This window comes from Moorena sp. SIO3H5 (assembly GCF_010692395.1).
Lineage (GTDB): Bacteria > Cyanobacteriota > Cyanobacteriia > Cyanobacteriales > Coleofasciculaceae > Moorena.
Window position 1 is genome coordinate 1 of record NZ_JAAHHS010000152.1, and the last position, 16356, is coordinate 16356.

15 protein-coding genes are annotated in these 16356 nt (G+C 42.9%); 7 read left to right on the forward strand and 8 right to left on the reverse strand.

Annotated elements, in window-relative coordinates; genetic code table 11:
* Positions 1-88: 88 nt before the first annotated feature.
* Positions 89-604 carry a hypothetical protein gene (locus tag F6K52_RS17515; protein WP_293079990.1) on the reverse strand — a complete coding sequence of 172 codons (516 nt, stop codon included), beginning with the start codon at positions 602-604 and terminating at the stop codon, positions 89-91.
* Positions 605-999: 395 nt separating this feature from the next.
* Between F6K52_RS17515 and leuS the strand changes: the two genes are divergently transcribed.
* The 3 genes from leuS to F6K52_RS17530 all read left to right on the forward strand — a co-directional run bounded on the left by leuS (position 1000) and on the right by F6K52_RS17530 (position 4035).
* Positions 1000-3597 carry a leucine--tRNA ligase gene (leuS, locus tag F6K52_RS17520; RefSeq protein ID WP_293079995.1) on the forward strand — a complete coding sequence of 866 codons (2598 nt, stop codon included), beginning with the start codon at positions 1000-1002 and terminating at the stop codon, positions 3595-3597.
* 120 nt (positions 3598-3717) lie between these two features.
* Entirely contained in the window at positions 3718-3891 is a 174-nt protein-coding gene (locus F6K52_RS17525) for a hypothetical protein (RefSeq protein ID WP_168166526.1), read from the forward strand.
* 9 nt (positions 3892-3900) lie between these two features.
* Positions 3901-4035 (forward strand): hypothetical protein, encoded by a 135-nt coding sequence (locus F6K52_RS17530; RefSeq protein WP_293080000.1) that lies wholly within the window; start codon positions 3901-3903, stop codon positions 4033-4035.
* Between the two features lie 60 nt (positions 4036-4095).
* Here F6K52_RS17530 and F6K52_RS17535 read toward each other — a convergent pair whose 3' ends face one another.
* Positions 4096-4653 (reverse strand): pentapeptide repeat-containing protein, encoded by a 558-nt coding sequence (locus F6K52_RS17535; protein WP_293080002.1) that lies wholly within the window; start codon positions 4651-4653, stop codon positions 4096-4098.
* Positions 4654-4730: 77 nt separating this feature from the next.
* Entirely contained in the window at positions 4731-6893 is a 2163-nt protein-coding gene (locus F6K52_RS17540) for a Tex family protein (RefSeq protein ID WP_293080004.1), read from the reverse strand.
* A 264-nt stretch (positions 6894-7157) separates the two neighbouring features.
* Here F6K52_RS17540 and F6K52_RS17545 point away from each other — a divergent pair, with 264 nt between their 5' ends.
* A complete protein-coding gene (locus F6K52_RS17545) occupies positions 7158-7622 on the forward strand; it encodes a VOC family protein (RefSeq protein WP_293080006.1) in 465 nt (154 codons plus the stop codon).
* A 178-nt stretch (positions 7623-7800) separates the two neighbouring features.
* Here the strand turns inward: F6K52_RS17545 and msrA are convergent, their stop codons facing one another.
* The 4 genes from msrA to F6K52_RS17565 form a co-directional block, all read right to left on the reverse strand.
* Complete coding sequence (gene msrA, locus F6K52_RS17550) at positions 7801-8265, reverse strand: peptide-methionine (S)-S-oxide reductase MsrA (RefSeq protein ID WP_293080009.1); 465 nt, start codon at positions 8263-8265, stop codon at positions 7801-7803.
* A 161-nt stretch (positions 8266-8426) separates the two neighbouring features.
* Positions 8427-9698, reverse strand: a complete 1272-nt coding sequence (locus tag F6K52_RS17555; protein WP_293080011.1) for a hypothetical protein — start codon at positions 9696-9698, stop codon at positions 8427-8429.
* A gap of 220 nt (positions 9699-9918) precedes the next feature.
* Complete coding sequence (locus tag F6K52_RS17560; RefSeq protein WP_293080013.1) at positions 9919-10209, reverse strand: putative quinol monooxygenase; 291 nt, start codon at positions 10207-10209, stop codon at positions 9919-9921.
* A gap of 294 nt (positions 10210-10503) precedes the next feature.
* Positions 10504-11511 (reverse strand): zinc-binding alcohol dehydrogenase family protein, encoded by a 1008-nt coding sequence (locus F6K52_RS17565; protein ID WP_293080016.1) that lies wholly within the window; start codon positions 11509-11511, stop codon positions 10504-10506.
* Positions 11512-11908: 397 nt separating this feature from the next.
* Between F6K52_RS17565 and F6K52_RS17570 the strand changes: the two genes are divergently transcribed.
* Positions 11909-12307, forward strand: a complete 399-nt coding sequence (locus F6K52_RS17570) for a hypothetical protein (protein ID WP_293080019.1) — start codon at positions 11909-11911, stop codon at positions 12305-12307.
* Positions 12308-12329: 22 nt separating this feature from the next.
* Positions 12330-14396 (forward strand): NACHT domain-containing protein, encoded by a 2067-nt coding sequence (locus F6K52_RS17575; RefSeq protein WP_293080022.1) that lies wholly within the window; start codon positions 12330-12332, stop codon positions 14394-14396.
* Between the two features lie 24 nt (positions 14397-14420).
* Here the strand turns inward: F6K52_RS17575 and F6K52_RS17580 are convergent, their stop codons facing one another.
* Positions 14421-14591, reverse strand: a complete 171-nt coding sequence (locus tag F6K52_RS17580) for a hypothetical protein (RefSeq protein ID WP_293080025.1) — start codon at positions 14589-14591, stop codon at positions 14421-14423.
* 948 nt (positions 14592-15539) lie between these two features.
* On the opposite strand from F6K52_RS17580, the gene F6K52_RS17585 reads away from it, so the two are divergent.
* A complete protein-coding gene (locus tag F6K52_RS17585; RefSeq protein ID WP_364418267.1) occupies positions 15540-16286 on the forward strand; it encodes a serine/threonine-protein kinase in 747 nt (248 codons plus the stop codon).
* The last annotated feature ends 70 nt before the right edge of the window (positions 16287-16356 follow it).

Sequence of the window (16356 nt, forward strand, 5' to 3'; positions counted from 1 at the left end):
TTGGGAGAGGCTAGGCAGTAAAACAGCAGGGGCAGATTGGGGGGGCTTCCGCATGGTCACTAATCAAACTCTCGGTTAACTTGTAAGCCTAGCATTTCTTGGCTTTCATGAGAATGAAATAGCCCTGCTCGATTGGACTGTGATCTCGCTTCCAGTTTAACCAAGCAGCAGCAAGCATGTGTCCGTAAAGTTTGAATAGAGGATTTATTGCTTCTGTACCCTTTTGAGCCTCTACTACCAGAAAGTAAGGAGGGGTGACGCGACCAGCAACCGTTTTTACTAGCCCCCCATTAGCCATGCCTTCTAGTTTAAACTTAGAGTATTGCGCCTTTAGCTTAATTTCTGCCCTAGCTTCAATGTCATCTCCTTCTGCTAGGACTAATAAGGGGTAAATCGCTCTTGACCAAATTGTCGATTCATTCATCAAATCAATAAAGGTATTGCTCAGGCGGGATTCAATTACTTGTAATTGCTGTTTTTCCTCAGTACTCACAGCAATAGAATCAGCTTGAGTCCAGGGATAGTTACCAATTCTTCCCTCTTGCAATTCAATTACCGATCGCAGTTGACTTAAGCTATTATCCGTAATCCTTATATAATCCATATTTATTTAGTAGATAGCACTATGATGTGGTTTGTGAAGCACATCGTTTATCAAAATAAAACGATTAACAGTACTATGATGACTCTTAAAAGATGTATATTATTAGTTTAATATACCTATTGCAAATGTCAAATTTTAATTTACATTATATTTATAAAATAACGAATTTAATAATATTAAAATTAGCCATCATAATTAGCATTTTAAGTAGTTAGGATGTCAACAGTATTTTTTACCAATTCTAAAGTTTCTTATTCCTTCTTATGACTTTCCTGTTCCCTACATCCGCAAGAAGTATACTAGATCAGGCATTGGCTAACGAATGTGCCAAAATTGAACTACAGTCAGAACTGACGTAAACTAAAGCGCGTAATCAAACCCAAGGAGTATCACTTGTGCAGTCACAATACAAACCCACCGAGATAGAGGAAAAATGGCAACAAATTTGGGAAGAGCAAGGCTTGTACCAAACCCCCACAGAAACTGACAAGCCGAAATTCTATGCTCTGTCCATGTTTCCCTATCCATCGGGTAACCTGCACATGGGTCATGTCCGTAACTATACAATTACTGATGTGATTGCCAGGAAAAGCCGGATGCAAGGCTATCGCGTACTTCACCCTATGGGTTGGGATGCCTTTGGATTACCGGCAGAAAATGCTGCGATCGCTCGCGGGATTCATCCAGCTAAGTGGACATACCAAAATATTTCCCAAATGCGATCGCAATTAAAGCGCCTCGGACTCTCCTATGACTGGGATTGTGAAGTAACCACTTGCTCGCCGGACTATTACAAGTGGACTCAGTGGATTTTCTTACAGTTCTTCAACGCTGGATTGGCCTACCAGAAAGAAGCAGCAGTGAACTGGGACCCAGTCGATCAGACCGTGCTAGCTAATGAGCAAGTGGATAGTGAAGGACGTTCCTGGCGTTCTGGTGCCAAGGTCGAACGGAAACTGTTGCGTCAGTGGTTCCTTAAAATTACCGACTATGCTGAAGAATTGCTCAAGGACTTGGATACCTTAACCGGTTGGCCAGAACGGGTGAAGCTGATGCAGGCCAACTGGATTGGTAAATCTGTTGGTGCTTATCTAGAATTTCCCATTGTGGGCTTAGATCACAGCTCAGATGACGACTTAGATAACAAGATTGGTGTATTCACCACTCGTCCAGATACGGTTTATGGCGTTACCTATGTGGTGCTAGCACCGGAACATCCCTTGACCGCAAAAGTCACTACCCCTGAGCAAAAGGCTGCAGTTGAAGCCTTCATTGAGGAAGTCAGTAACCAAAGTGAACTAGAACGGACAGCAGAAGATAAGCCCAAGCGAGGCATTCCCACTGGTGGTAAAGCCATTAATCCCTTCACTGGGGACGAGATCCCAATCTTGATTGCTGACTATGTGCTGTATGAGTATGGTACTGGTGCGGTGATGGGAGTACCAGCTCATGATACCAGAGACTTTAAGTTTGCCAAGGAAAAGCAATTACCCATCAAAGTGGTGATTGTCCCAACTTCAGATGATGTCGAAACAGTTAATGACACTCCTCTAGAAGCGGCTTACACCGAACCGGGCATTGTCGTGAATTCTGACCAATTCAATGGCATGGATTCCGTCAAGGCCAAGACCGGGATTATTGAGTATGCTGAACAACAGGGCTGGGGCAAAGCCCGAGTGCAGTATCGCCTCCGAGATTGGTTAATCTCTCGCCAGCGTTACTGGGGTGCCCCTATCCCTGTGATTCATTGTCCTAACTGCGGCGCAGTGGCAGTGCCAGACCAAGACCTGCCAGTAGAGTTACCAGAAGATGTGGACTTTAGCGGACGTGGTCTTTCTCCCTTGGCTCAATTAGACAGTTGGGTGAATGTACCTTGTCCCAATTGCGGTACACCAGCTAAACGGGAAACCGATACTATGGATACCTTTATCGATTCCTCCTGGTATTTCTTACGTTATGCCGATGCCCAGAATGACTCTGCTGTGTTTGATTCCAACAAAACCAATGATTGGATGGAAGTGGATCAGTATGTAGGGGGCATCGAACATGCTATTTTGCACTTGCTCTACTCGCGATTCTTTACTAAGGTATTGCGCGATCGCGGTTTACTAAACATTGATGAACCGTTCCAACGTCTTCTAACTCAGGGGATGGTGCAGAATACGGCTTACAAAAATACCAAAACCGGGAAATATTTCGCTGTTGTAGATATCGATCCCAATGACCCTAAAGATCCAGAGACTGGGGAACCGTTGGCGGTATTCTATGAAAAAATGTCTAAGTCTAAATACAACGGTGTCGCACCAGAAGATGTAGTAGCTAAATACGGTACCGATACCGCTAGGATGTTTATCTTGTTTAAAGCACCACCAGAAAAAGATTTGGAATGGGATGATGCTGATGTAGAAGGGCAATTCCGTTTTCTTAATCGTGTCTGGCGTTTAGTATCGGATTTCGCCGCTAATGGTAGCACTAAACCTAACCCGTCTAATGGTGATTTAACTAAACCGGAAAAAGACTTACGACGAGCAATTCATATCGCGATTAAAGAGGTAACTGAGGATTTAGAAGGGGAGTATCAATTTAATACAGCGGTTTCTGAATTGATGAAGCTAAGTAATGGAATTACTGATGCTAAGTGTAAAGACTCCCCGGTCTATAAAGAAGGGATTGAAACCTTGATTACATTACTTGCTCCCTTTGCTCCCCATATTGCTGAAGAACTTTGGCATAGTCTGGGTCATAGCTCCTCAATACACAATCAACCGTGGCTTGAGTACGATCCTGATGCTTTGGTAGCCGATGAAATTACCTTGGTTATTCAAATCAAAGGCAAAACTCGCGGCACTATTCAAGTTCCAGCTAACTCCGATAAGGCAGCCTTAGAAACCTATGCTCGGGAATCTGAGGTAGCACAGCGATATCTAGAGGGTAAGGAGATTAAGAAGGTAATTGTCGTACCCGGTAAATTGGTAAACTTTGTAGTGGTTTGATAGGAAAAAAGCGCTGGACGCAGGGGATAGGTAACGGAGCTATTTCCTATTTCCTATTCCCTGTGCCCAGAGCTATATATTAGATAAGAAACAATCAATCAGGTTCATTTACCAACAGCTATGTCTGAACAAAACGCACAAGTCTGTCCTATCTGTGGTGTCAGGATTATACCAGGAGGCCAAGTCGAGGATAAGGTCATCTTTAAAGTCGGACCAGTGGGAACGAGAGCTATTCTTAACCAGCGCGTTTGTCAGTATGTTAAGAAACCAGGCTGTATCAATAAGAATCCGTAGCAATTATCAATGGGTGAGGTACTTTATTTCCTGGTATTAGGGAGCAGGGAGCAGGGAGCAGGGAGCAGGGAGCAGGGAGCAGGGAGCAGGGAGCAGGGAGCAGGGAGCAGGGAGCAGGGAATTCAGAACTCCCTAAAATCCTAGATTTTGTAGCTCACCCCATTGATAATTGCTATTTGCTAATTCACTTTAGGAGTGCCTAATTTACCTAGGAAGTTGCGCACCAGTAAGGTTAGCATTATCAAGGTTAGCGTTAGTTAAATCAGCGTTAATGAAATTAGCGTTAGTGAGGTTAGCGCCACTCAAATCAGCACCATTCAGGTTGGCCTTGAAAAAGGTGGTGTTACTTAGATCAGCACCCCTAAAGGAACTACCACTCAGGTCAGCACTAATGAAATTTGCCCACACTACGCTAGCACCACTGAAGTCGGCGCGACTCATGTTGGCCCCTGTGGCGTAGGCTGAATCTAAGTTGGCATTGCGGAAGGTTGCCCCTGTGCCATCAATAACTCTCATTGCTGCACTTTCGAGCATGGCATCAGAAAGGTTAGCCCCACTGAGATTGGCTCCCTGGAGGTTAGCATATCTCAGGTCTGCTTCCCTCAAATCAGCTCTGGCTAGGTCAGAATTTACCAGGTCACAGCTTCGACATTCCTTAGTTTCCAGGAGTTGTAGATACTGCTCGCGCTGTTCAGCATTGATAGGAGCGATTAACCCTAAGGAGGCTACCAGTACACTAATTCCTAAGATTCTGAATTTCATAATTTCTGGCCTGATCTTGTTTTGCCTGTATTATGGCAGCGAAGTTCAAGAAATACCCAATATTTCTATCGTGATTGTTAATTACTACTGTGCGATCGCATTGACAAACTAACGCGCTTCAGTTTTTCATTCACTTCCATGACCCGCACCTTCACCACCTGTCCCACTTTGACTATCTGTTTGGGATCTTCTACAAACCGGTCAGCTAGTTGGGAGATATGCACTAACCCATCTTGATGCACGCCGATATCTACGAAGGCTCCAAAGTTTACCACATTGGTGACAATTCCTTCTAATTCCATTCCAGGACTTAGGTCTTTGAGCTCATTTACGCCTTCTTTGAAAGTGGCGTACTTAAACTCTGCCCTGGGGTCTCGTCCTGGCTTTTCCAATTCCTCGATAATATCCTCTAGGGTTGGTAAGCCTATGGTATCTGTGACGTAACGGTTCAAATCTACTGACTTGAACCGTTCTGCTCCTTGGTTAATCTTGGCTAGAGGTAACTGCAAATCCAATGCGATCGCTTTCACTACGGGATAACTCTCTGGATGCACAGCTGTGTTATCCAATGGATTATCCCCGTTGCGAATCCTGAGGAATCCTGCTGACTGCTCGAAGGCTTTTGGCCCTAGTTTTGGTACCTTAAGAATTTCCCGACGGTTCTTGAATGCACCTTGCTCATTGCGATAGCTCACAATGTTATTAGCAATGGTCGGGGTAATCCCAGATACAAAGGTTAGCAGTTGAGCGGATGCAGTGTTTAAATCTACTCCTACATAGTTTACACAACTTTCCACGGTGTCATCAAGTTTTTTCTTGAGCAATTTCTGATCAACATCGTGTTGGTACTGTCCTACACCAATAGATTTAGGGTCAATCTTGACCAACTCAGCTAAGGGGTCTTGTAAGCGTCTGCCAATACTAATCGCTCCCCTGACTGTGACATCTAAATCCGGAAACTCCTCTCGTGCTAAGTCACTGGCGGAATAAATCGATGCCCCAGATTCATTCACCATTACTTTTATTGGTTTGCGCTCCATGGTTTTGAGTACTTCCGAGATAAACTCGTCTGTCTCACGAGAGGCTGTACCGTTACCAATGGCAATTAGCTCGATCTGGTAGGTTTCAATTAAATGCTTAATGGTTTTAGCAGCTTGTTCGCGCTTTTGGCTGCCTTGATGGGGAAAGACTGGTTGGTATGTGATGTATTTAGCTGTTTCATCCAAGATAGCCACTTTACAACCGGTGCGGAAGCCTGGATCTATGGCTAAGGTTGGCTTCATTCCTGCTGGAGGAGATAACAACAGTTCTCGGAGATTGGTTTCAAAGGTTTTAATGGACTCTGCATCAGCATAGGCTTTGCGATCGGTACGTACTTCCGTAGTTAGGGAGTTTTTCATCAGCCGATTAAACCCATCTTTGAGCATGGTCTGGTAAAACTCTCGCAGTAGGGTAGCCTTCGTGTAGATTTCCTCAGACTCTAGGTAGGACATCACATAGTCTTCATCAAAAGAGAGTTCCAGCTTTAGGACTCCTTCCGCTTCACCCCTGAGCAGGGCTAACATATTATGTGGCGCTACGGATTTCACTGGGATTTGGAACTCCCGGTACATTTCAAACTTAGTGGTACCTTCGGGATAATCCTTTTTAATCCGAGACACGAATACTCCCGATTTCAGGAAATAATCCCGCAAGTACGCTCGTAAGTCGGCTTTTTCCGCTACAGCTTCCGCTAAAATATCCGAGGCACCTTGAAGAACGTCCTCTACCGTATTGAGCTTATGGTCTGGGGAAATGTATTTAGCCGCTTCTTCAGATAAGGATACTGATTTAACCTCTGGAGTGTTCATCGACTCAATCCAGTCCGCTAAGGGTTCCAGTCCTTTTTCCCTGGCCATGGTTGCCCGAGTGCGTCGTTTGGGTTTATAGGGCAGGTAAAGGTCTTCTAATTCAGTCTTTTGCTGGCAAGCTTCGATCTTAGCCTTTAGTTCATCGGTGAGCTTACCAGCAGATGCGATCGCATTCAGGATTACTGACTTCCGTTGCTCCAGTTCCGTTAGATAAGTATGGCGCTCAGCTATAGTGCGTAGCTGAACTTCATCGAGAGAACCAGTCACCTCTTTACGGTAGCGAGCTATAAACGGAATAGTTGCCCCTTCAGCAAATAAAGACAGGGCATTCTCGATCTGAGTCGCACTTAACGACAGTTCTTGGGCTAAGATTTGAGAAAAAGTGCTCATGTTACCAGGAAAAGCAGAAATTAAAATAAATTTGAAATATATTTAAAGTAGCAAATTGAGAACGGTATAGCGTTTTTTATTTTAGATGTAAACTTACAAGGTCTTTTTTTAGTTTACAATAAAACTCCGTATCTCTTGCACCTCTTGCCTTTTGCCTCTTGCCTCTTGCCTTTTTCGGCAATACTGGTATTTACAACCTATATCCAAACGCGCTTATTACCATTAATAATTAACAATTAACAGTTCAATTCACAAGTAACAATTATGGTTTCTAGCCCTGAATTGATCAAACCTACCCTAAGTCCAGGTAGTCTCCGTCGAGTCCATCATATTGCTCTGAATGTGAAGGATATCCAAGCATCGCGCCACTTTTATGGTACAGTATTGGGTTTACATGAACTAACTGGAGAAGAAGTGCCCAGTACTTTGCGATCGCTAGTCGAAGCTGGAAAAGTCACTAACTTTGTTACCCCAGATGGCATTGTTGTGGATTTGTTTTCCGAGCCAGACCTATCACCACCCGATCCAGACCCCCATCGTGGCTTTACTCGGGTCAATCATCTCGCCTTTGATATCGATCCTCAGTTATTTGACCAAGCCGTAGAAGTGCTAAAACAAAATCAAATTCCCATCGATCATGGTCCAGTAACTCGTCCTACCGGCAGAGGTATCTATTTTTATGACCCCGATGGATTTATCGTTGAAATTCGTTGCGATGCGATTGAATGAGACGTAAGCAGTCAGCTGTCAGCCGTCAGCCGTCAGCCGTCAGCCTTGGCAAAAGGCAAAAGGCAAAAGGCAAAAGGCAAAAGGCAAGCTAGCAATAGGGAACTCCTATTCCCTATTCCCTGCTCCCTGCTCCCTGCTCCCTGCTCCCTGTTCCCTACTTCTGCAAGAAGTCTAATATCTAAGTTAAAGACCGCTGCTTCTTTTCAAAATACTGTTGATGATAGTCATCAGCTAAATAATAGTCGGAAGCTGGCTTAATTTCGGTAACAATATCCTTATCAAACTTACCAGAAACTTGCAGCTTTTGTTTTGACAGTCTTGCCAATACTTCTTGTTCCTGATTGTGGAAAAATATCACCGATCGATACTGTTCTCCTCGATCAGGACCTTGGCGGTTCAATGTCGTAGGGTCATGGATAGACCAAAACACGTCAAGTAATTGTTCATAGCTAACTTTTTCCGGGTCATACTCCACCTGTGCCACTTCCGCGTGACCCGTTATTCTTGATAATACATCCAGATAGCATGGGTTAGGAAAATGTCCGCCCATATAACCAACAGATGTTGAAACTACTCCCTTCACTTTCCGAAATGCTGCCTCTACTCCCCAGAAACAACCACCACCAAATGTCGCTTTTTCCATCGTTGTTACGTAGTTATTGATCAATCGTTGGTCAGGTTTTACTAATTATATAGACTCTCCCGGCTTTGCGGTGATAAGGCAAGCTAATATCACGTAATTCCGCCAGTTCCAGCCACGTTGATTGTCGATTTTGTGCCTTTTGATACGTTTTTAAGCACAGATCAGGGAGAGCCTATCTTTTTAAAAATTGCTTGAGTTTCTATATTCACTCTCTGAATTAACTGATTTTGATTTTTGTAGTAGTTAATCTGCTTTAGAGGTGGAATAAAAAAGCTTTTTGTATTGTTAAAACTATCTTCAAGAAGCTGGGAGTAATTTCTTAGTCTCTGTTGATCGAGCTGATCTAGTTTATCAAAATTTTCCATGTTTTTATAACTTTCAATAATATTATCTTTCTGCAGAATTATTTTTTCGTATTGTTCTGGAAAATGCTTTTGACATACAAATAAAAAGGCATCAAATATCTGTGAAACCATATTTTCAATTTTAGAATCACTCTGAGGCACATGTTCTTTTATGCCTAGGTTGACATCACGGATTGGAATGCCCTTCCCCAGGACAAAAAAGTTGATTGCTGTTTCAATTCCATATGCTGTTGGAAATGTAATAGATTCAATAATATTTTTAGGGATGATGAATTCACCACTTAAAGGATATTTAGGACAAGCTTTACCAAAATCATCAATGCCACAGTTAAAAAGAGATCTATGTAAATTATGAAAGGCAAGTCTACTAGCTCTGCCACTAATAGTGTATCCATCTGAATAAACGTCGCCAAGTATTTTATTGGGATATTTACATTTTTGATAGTGAGAAGTTACAAAGCAATCGTTATCTGCCGAGAGAAACGCTTTGAGAAGCTTAAATAAAAACAGAGCATTGTACTGTTTTATATCGCAGTCACTGAATGCAATATTATACGCTTTAGACAAAGCAATACCTTGATACATCCCAGACCCTTTACCATCCAAGGTCTGGTTTATAGGTATACTACTTTCTAAACTGCTAAATAGCAAATAATTAAATTCAGGTTTCCTACGAATCTGACTAATTCTGACATTTTTTTGGCGGTCTATAATACTTAAATCAAGACCCAGATCTAAAATAGCTTCTTTTATTGCTTTTGCCGCTAAGTATCCGCTATTAACAAATGTGTCATCATCAGGATGAGAAGCATCAACTAAAATCAACTCGGAAATAGGGCTAATATGAGCAATTTCAGCAAAAGAATATTTACTTGTGAGCTTCGAAATAGTATAAGAGCCAAATAAATAGTATATAGCAGTCTTACAAACTCCAGCAATACGGTCTTCGTTCTTTACTGGTAATATCAAAGCAATAGAGTTTTTATTATTTTTTTGCTTCAGTTCAACAAGCTCTAAAATTAAGGATTCTAAATCACGATTTGAATCAGTATATTCGATGGTTTCCATAGCTTTGATTTCCTTTAAGCAACTGAAGGATATCATTAAATGCAGAAATATTGAATTTTGACATAAAACTTTACATTCAACTATCCCTCTTCTGTCAAACTGGGGTCAAACCCTGAGGGGGTGACATGAGCCCTGAAAATTTTACTATATAAGGCTTTGAGACCAATGATTTTAGGCAAGATTTAGAATGCGCGAATGTAGAATGCGCATTCTATATTCCCTAGCCTATTTGCGTCATTTCATTGAAACTGAATTCCTCAACCGCTCCATGAGTTGCAGCCATGTAATCCTTCAGGTGTTGGCCACCCATATGCTTCTGCCACAGCTCACGGGATTCCCAATTTTCAAAAAACATAAAGTGAGCTGGATTTTCATTGTTCTGATGCAAATCGTATTGCAAGCAGCCCTCTTCAGCACGAGTGATGTCGATCAACTTTTTAAGCTCAGTCTTTACCAGGTCAATTTTGTCATCTTTAGCTGTGATATGAGCAACAAGAGTCAATTTAGCCATGTTTTTGTTTCCTTGGTTTTAGTTATTTTCAGTCGTTAAAAATTGAAAATATGATGTAAGTATTCAGCTATCAGCTATCAGCTATCAGCTATCAGCTATCAGCTATCAGCTATCAGCTATCAGCTATCAGCTATCAGCTATCAGCTATCAGCTTATGCGCTAGGCGCACCCTACTTGAGGTGCTACAGATGGTGCTTTTGAATAAAACAGGTAAGCATTGGAATAATGCTGAGTTACCTTAGCTGACGGCTTACAATCTGATCACGATAACTTGCCACCGTTGGCTATGCTCTCTTAGTTAAAACCGTCGAGTACATTTTTGCCAATGGCACGACCGCTCTCTTGCTGGGAATGAGCCGTCTTGAGGGTTTCCACACTGATTTTCCCGAGATTGTTGGTCACAGTGGAAATTAGCGTGCCATCGTCAATGAGCTCCGACACCCGATTAAGCAATTCATGCTGTTTTTCGATGTCTTCTGTTTGAAACATCGAGCGAGTAAACATGAACTCCCAGCTGAAGCTTAGGGCTTTGGGTTTGATCAATTTCATATCTAGGGATTGAGGGTCATCAATTAGTGCGATATGACCGCGAGGCTTGATCAGCTCGATGATGCCAGGAAAATGTCCGTCTGATCCTGAAAGGGAAGCAACGTAGCGGGGCTCGAGTCCCAATTCCTTGATTTGATCAACAAGGGACTGGCGGTGATTGATCACATGGTCGGCACCCATCTTTTTAACCCACTCGATGGTTTCCGGACGAGATGCCGTTGCGATCGCGGTCAACCCGGTGAGTTTCTTGGCAAGTTGAATCAGGATTGACCCAACACCTCCCGCGCCACCAATAATCAGTATACTCTCGCCCTTGCCTTCTCCTTCTTTGACCCCGAGGCAGTCGAACAGGATTTCCCAGGCGGTAATGGAGGTCAGTGGAAAACCCGCTGCTTCCGCAAAGCCTAGAGATTTGGGCTTTTTCCCGACAATGCGCTCATCAACGGCATGGAGCTCGGAGTTGGTGCCCGGTCGAGTGATATCACCCGCATAATAGACTTCATCACCTACTTTAAATTTACTGACATCGCTGCCAACGTCTCGAACAACACCTGCGGCATCATAGCCAATGACCTTGGTGCCCTTTTCCGGTGCCATCTTGGCGCGCACTTTCACGTCCACAGGATTGACCGAAATTCCCCGAACCTCCACCAACAGGTCCTGTGGCCCTAATTCCGGCGTTTCGGTTTCAAATTCGATCAGCGCGTCTGGTGCAGTGATTGGTCCAGGCTGATTATAGCCTATGGCTTTCATATCTTGGTTTTCCTTTTATGATCAATGCCGCCGATTCGATTCTATAGCAGTTTTTAGTGTAATACTGCTGCACTGCCCACCCTAAATCAACTTATGGGGAAAACCATGATATGTACATTTTTGTTAGGTGATTCAGGATTTGCTCCTCCAGCACCTGAAGTGAAGCAGTGATTACAGTTGCTGGAGTTATGCGATTGGCCCAAAGGCCACGCTACGCGAACCCATCCTCCTCTATCAGATGTTGGTCATGGAAGATGCTATAATTAGAAATTAAACTATCAACAATACTGGTATGTCCAGTAACTAATATACCGAATTAAAAACCGCTGTATAAACCATATAATTATTACAGCCTCCTAGCTTTTATACTGAAACCATTTATAATCCAGGAGATATAATGTCAGAAGACTCTAATAAATCTACTCCAAATGACCTTAAACAAATCCAAATTTATGGTGGATTAGTAAATGCTAATAATGTTGATGCAAATCAGATAGGTGCCGAGATCAATAATAATTATGCTCCAGAACAAAAACCAAACCTAGCAGATGCAGCAGCAGAAATTCAGGAGCTTTTGCAGCAACTAGACCAGAGTTATCCCAATGCAACGGAAATCGAAAAACAGAGTGCTTTAGCTGTAACGCTTCAACAAGAAATTAAGCAAAACCCAACATTCAAGGCCAGGCTAAGTAATGCCCTAAAAGAAGGCGGAATCGAAGCCCTGAAGGTGTTGTTTGCCCCGATTGGTATTCCCATTGAAATGGTTAAAGGTTGGATTGAGGCGGAAGCTGAGTAACCGGCAGTATCGCTAGATACCCATGTCTGAAGAGCAAAAAAAAGTCTCTAACAATGACCTAAGGAATTATCAGTTTGGGGGTGGTTTTGTTCATGCTGATACAGTCAATGCTGATCAAATTGGCGGTAATATCAATAATTATAATGTTGTTGTCAATCCGCCAGGAACCCAATTAACTCGGCAAGAATACCGTAACCGTCAGGCATTACTCACTAAAGTCAAAAAATATTGGGTCAAAGGCGTTCTGGAAAAATCCCTCTATAACCAGGTACTGATTGAATTGGGATTAGAAGAGAGACCCGATGCCATTACTAATCCTTTGAGCGAAATTATCGAAATCGGTGACAACTCACCTAAACCCCTCCCCGAAGGAACTAAAGTAATTGATATTTTTGACCAAATTGGGACAGGAGCAACCCTACTAATTTTAGGAGAACCAGGGTCAGGGAAAACCACAACTTTACTCGAACTCGCCCGGGATTTAATCGCTCGTGCTGAACAAGACAGTAATCAGCTAATTCCTGTAGTATTTAACCTCTCCTCTTGGGCAAATAAACGGCAGAAGATAGCCGATTGGTTAGTAGAGGAACTGAACACTATATATAAAGTTCCCAAGGAAATTGGACAAGCTTGGGTAAGTCAACAGCAACTACTACCATTACTTGATGGTTTGGATGAAGTAAAGGCGGAGTACCGAGATGACTGTATTGTTACTTTGAACAAATTTCACCAGGAGTATGGTGCCGAGTTGGTAGTGTGTAGTCGGATTAAAGACTATCAAGCTCTATCCAATCGTTTCAATTTTCAGAAAGCAGTTTCTATAAGATTACTGAATTTAGAACAAATTTGTCATTACTTGGATAGTGTCGGGGCTGATTTAACGGGATTGAGGACATTAATTGCAGAAGATAAAGTATTACAAGAGTTAGCCCAATCACCTCTAATGCTCAATATTATGACTCTAGCTTATCAGGGAGTAGCAGTTGAGTATTTGCCCAGAACTGACGTAGTGGAGGAACGGCGCAAGCAGCTCTTTGATGCATATATCGAGAAAATGTTTAAGCGTCGGAAGACTAATCAACGATACGATAAAGTGCAAGTAAAGCGTTGGCTAATTTCGCTGGCGCAAAGGATGATTGAAGATTCTCAAACAGTATTTTTAATTGAAAAAATGCAGCCATCTTGGTTAATAAATAGAAAGCAAAAACGAACTTACTGGCTGATACTAATACTGATATTAATACTGATATTAATACTGATATTTAGTCTGATATTTGGTCTGATATTCGGTCTGATATTCGGTCTGATACTAGGGCTACTGGTGGGAAGGCTACTGGTGAGAGGGCTGGTGGGACGAGTAGCGGGAGAAATCAAAACAGTTGAAATACTTCAAATTAATTGGAAAAAAGTTTTGATTAACCTGCTAAAGGAACACCTGAAGAGAGAGCTGATGGCAGGGCTGATGCTAGGGCTGATCGCAGGGCTGATCGCAGGGCTGATTGGAGGATTAAGGGAAGGGTTGAGAGGGCTGATGGCAGGGCTGATTGGAGGGCTGATGGCAGGGCTGATTGAAGGACTGATGACAGGGTTAGACATTTCAGAAATTGAAACAAAAACAAGTCCAAATCAAGGGATTTGGAAATCAGCTCATAATTCTCTAATTACAGGGCTGATGTGCGGGCTGATGTTCGCGCTGATGGGAGGACTGATGGCACGGCTGATGGGAGGACTGATGGCACGGCTGACGGGAGAACTACTGATAGTAGGGCTGAGGGAAGAGCTGGTAGGAGGTCTGGTAGGAGGGCTGATGTTAGGGCTAAAGGAAGAGCTGGTGGAAGGGCTGATGGCAGCGCTGATGTTCGGGCTGATGTTCGGGCTGATGTTCGGGCTGTTGAATGGTGGCATAGCCTGCATCCAACACTTCAGCCTCCGCCTTGTCCTCTACCGTAACAATTACATCCCTTGGAACTATGCCCGTTTCCTGGAGTATGCCGCTGATCGCATTTTCCTACAAAAAGTAGGAGGCGGCTATATCTTTATTCATCGGATGCTGATGGAACACTTTGCCGAGATGGAGCTTGAGAATTAAGAATTAAGAATTAAGAATTAAGAATTAAGAATTGGAAATTCTGCCTTCTGACTTCTGACTTCTGACTTCTGACTGGGCAATAACCTGACTAGCAATATTAAATTCAAATTCTAGAGCTTCATACTCGGCTTTAACTTCTGGATTTGCTAGAACTTGCGATCGAACATCATCCCACTTAATTGTCTTTGCACTCATTTTTTATTCCTCCTATTTTGGTAATTATAGCGTTTTTAGGATTTATGAGGTACGCTTTTCAAGCTCAAAGTCCCCCTTGATAAGGGGGATTTAGGGGGATCCATTTGTCCCTGATGGCATAGAGATTGCTATAGTTTATCTAATTGTCTTTGCACTCATTTTTTATTGCTCCTGTTTTGGTAATTATAGCGTTTATAGGATTTATGAAGTACGCTTCTCAAGCTCAAAGTCCCCCTTGATAAGGGGGATTTAGGGGGATCCATTTGTCCCTGATGGCATAGAGATTGCTATAGTTTATCTAATTGTCTTTGCTCTCATTTTTTATTGCTCCTATTTTGGAAATTATAGCGTTTATAGGATTTATGAGGTACGCTTCTCAAGCTCAAAGTCCCCCTTGATAAGGGGGATTTAGGGGGATCCATTTGTACCTGATGGCATAGAGATTGCTATAGTTTACTTATTGGTCAATTAACGCCAAAAATTCCGCTCTACGAGATTCGGAAATTTTAATATTCTAGATTCGCCCATTGTACTTGGTGGTGCGTTACAGTGCGGGCTGTCCCAAAACTGGCTCTAGGGGTTGAACATCAGGGCAAGCCCGCCCCTAACACACCCTACATCAACTGCCCACCGTAGTACTTTCTGTGATTAATCCTTTGGTGGGCAGTGCTTAAAACAAGTGTACCGAAGCAAATCAATCTTACTGCTGCACTGCCCACCCTACTTTCTGCTGAATGTTCTGAAAATCCCTAAAAGGGTTTTGTATACTATGATTGGTAGCACTATATAGCAGTACGCATTAAGGTTAAGACATTGATACAAAGTGAAAAGCTCTTGTAGTTAACTGTTGCCTTTTGCCTTTTGCCTCTTGCCTTTTGCCTTTTGCTATACCTAGTGATCTACCTCCTTTAATCGGTGGTGAGGCTTTCCCGGAGCAGTAGAAGTTGCATGAACTTGGGTCTTGGACAAACGATCGGTGGACGCTATAAAATTATTCGTCAACTGGGACAAGGTGGATTTGGTCAGACTTTCGTAGCTGAAGACCAACACTTGCCTGGTGAGAATCAGTGTGTGGTTAAGCAGCTCAAGCCAGTAGCCACGGATCCCTTGACATTGCAGACGGCTAGGCGACTGTTTGACACAGAAGCCCAAATCCTACACCAGTTGGGAAGTCATGAGCAAATTCCCCAGCTTTTTGCTTACTTTGAAGAAAATAAAGACTTCTATCTGGTGCAGGAATTGATTGAAGGGGAAGACCTCAGCCAGGAACTTGTACCGGGACAACAGCTGAATGAAGATCAGATTATTTCCCTGTTAAAGGAAATCCTGGAAGTTTTAGAATTTGTTCATCAACGGCGTATTATTCACCGAGATATTAATCCTCAAAACATCCTTCGGCGTAAATCAGATGGCAAATTAGTACTGATTGACTTCGGTGCGGTGAAACAAGTGAGTACCCAAATCCTGGAAGGGGGCAACACTGGCTTTACGGTTGCTATTGGTACTCCTGGCTATCGACCCAGTGAACAAGCCAATGGTTACCCGAAATTAAGCAGTGATATCTATGCTGTCGGGATGATCGGGATTGTTGGTTTAACCGGTTTACGTCCTCACCAATTGCCCCTTCACCCAGATACAGGGGAAATTAGCTGGCATAACCAGATATCAGTAAGTGCTGAATTAACCGATACTTAGATAAAATGGTGCGCTATGATTTCCGAGAGCGTTACCAATCAGCTACCTTAGCCTTACAAGCACTAACTAC

Bases quoted from the DNA above. Each gene is read 5' to 3' on its own strand.
- F6K52_RS17545 (WP_293080006.1), top strand. From the start codon at position 7,158: ATGGTTTCTAGCCCTGAATTGATCAAACCTACCCTAAGTCCAGGTAGT.
- F6K52_RS17560 (WP_293080013.1), bottom strand. From the start codon at position 10,209: ATGGCTAAATTGACTCTTGTTGCTCATATCACAGCTAAAGATGACAAA.
- F6K52_RS17585 (WP_364418267.1), top strand. From the start codon at position 15,540: ATGAACTTGGGTCTTGGACAAACGATCGGTGGACGCTATAAAATTATT.
- F6K52_RS17525 (WP_168166526.1), top strand. From the start codon at position 3,718: ATGTCTGAACAAAACGCACAAGTCTGTCCTATCTGTGGTGTCAGGATT.
- F6K52_RS17530 (WP_293080000.1), top strand. From the start codon at position 3,901: ATGGGTGAGGTACTTTATTTCCTGGTATTAGGGAGCAGGGAGCAGGGA.
- F6K52_RS17580 (WP_293080025.1), bottom strand. From the start codon at position 14,591: ATGAGTGCAAAGACAATTAAGTGGGATGATGTTCGATCGCAAGTTCTA.
- F6K52_RS17555 (WP_293080011.1), bottom strand. From the start codon at position 9,698: ATGGAAACCATCGAATATACTGATTCAAATCGTGATTTAGAATCCTTA.
- F6K52_RS17535 (WP_293080002.1), bottom strand. From the start codon at position 4,653: ATGAAATTCAGAATCTTAGGAATTAGTGTACTGGTAGCCTCCTTAGGG.
- F6K52_RS17570 (WP_293080019.1), top strand. From the start codon at position 11,909: ATGTCAGAAGACTCTAATAAATCTACTCCAAATGACCTTAAACAAATC.
- msrA (WP_293080009.1), bottom strand. From the start codon at position 8,265: ATGGAAAAAGCGACATTTGGTGGTGGTTGTTTCTGGGGAGTAGAGGCA.
- F6K52_RS17515 (WP_293079990.1), bottom strand. From the start codon at position 604: ATGGATTATATAAGGATTACGGATAATAGCTTAAGTCAACTGCGATCG.
- F6K52_RS17540 (WP_293080004.1), bottom strand. From the start codon at position 6,893: ATGAGCACTTTTTCTCAAATCTTAGCCCAAGAACTGTCGTTAAGTGCG.
- F6K52_RS17575 (WP_293080022.1), top strand. From the start codon at position 12,330: ATGTCTGAAGAGCAAAAAAAAGTCTCTAACAATGACCTAAGGAATTAT.
- F6K52_RS17565 (WP_293080016.1), bottom strand. From the start codon at position 11,511: ATGAAAGCCATAGGCTATAATCAGCCTGGACCAATCACTGCACCAGAC.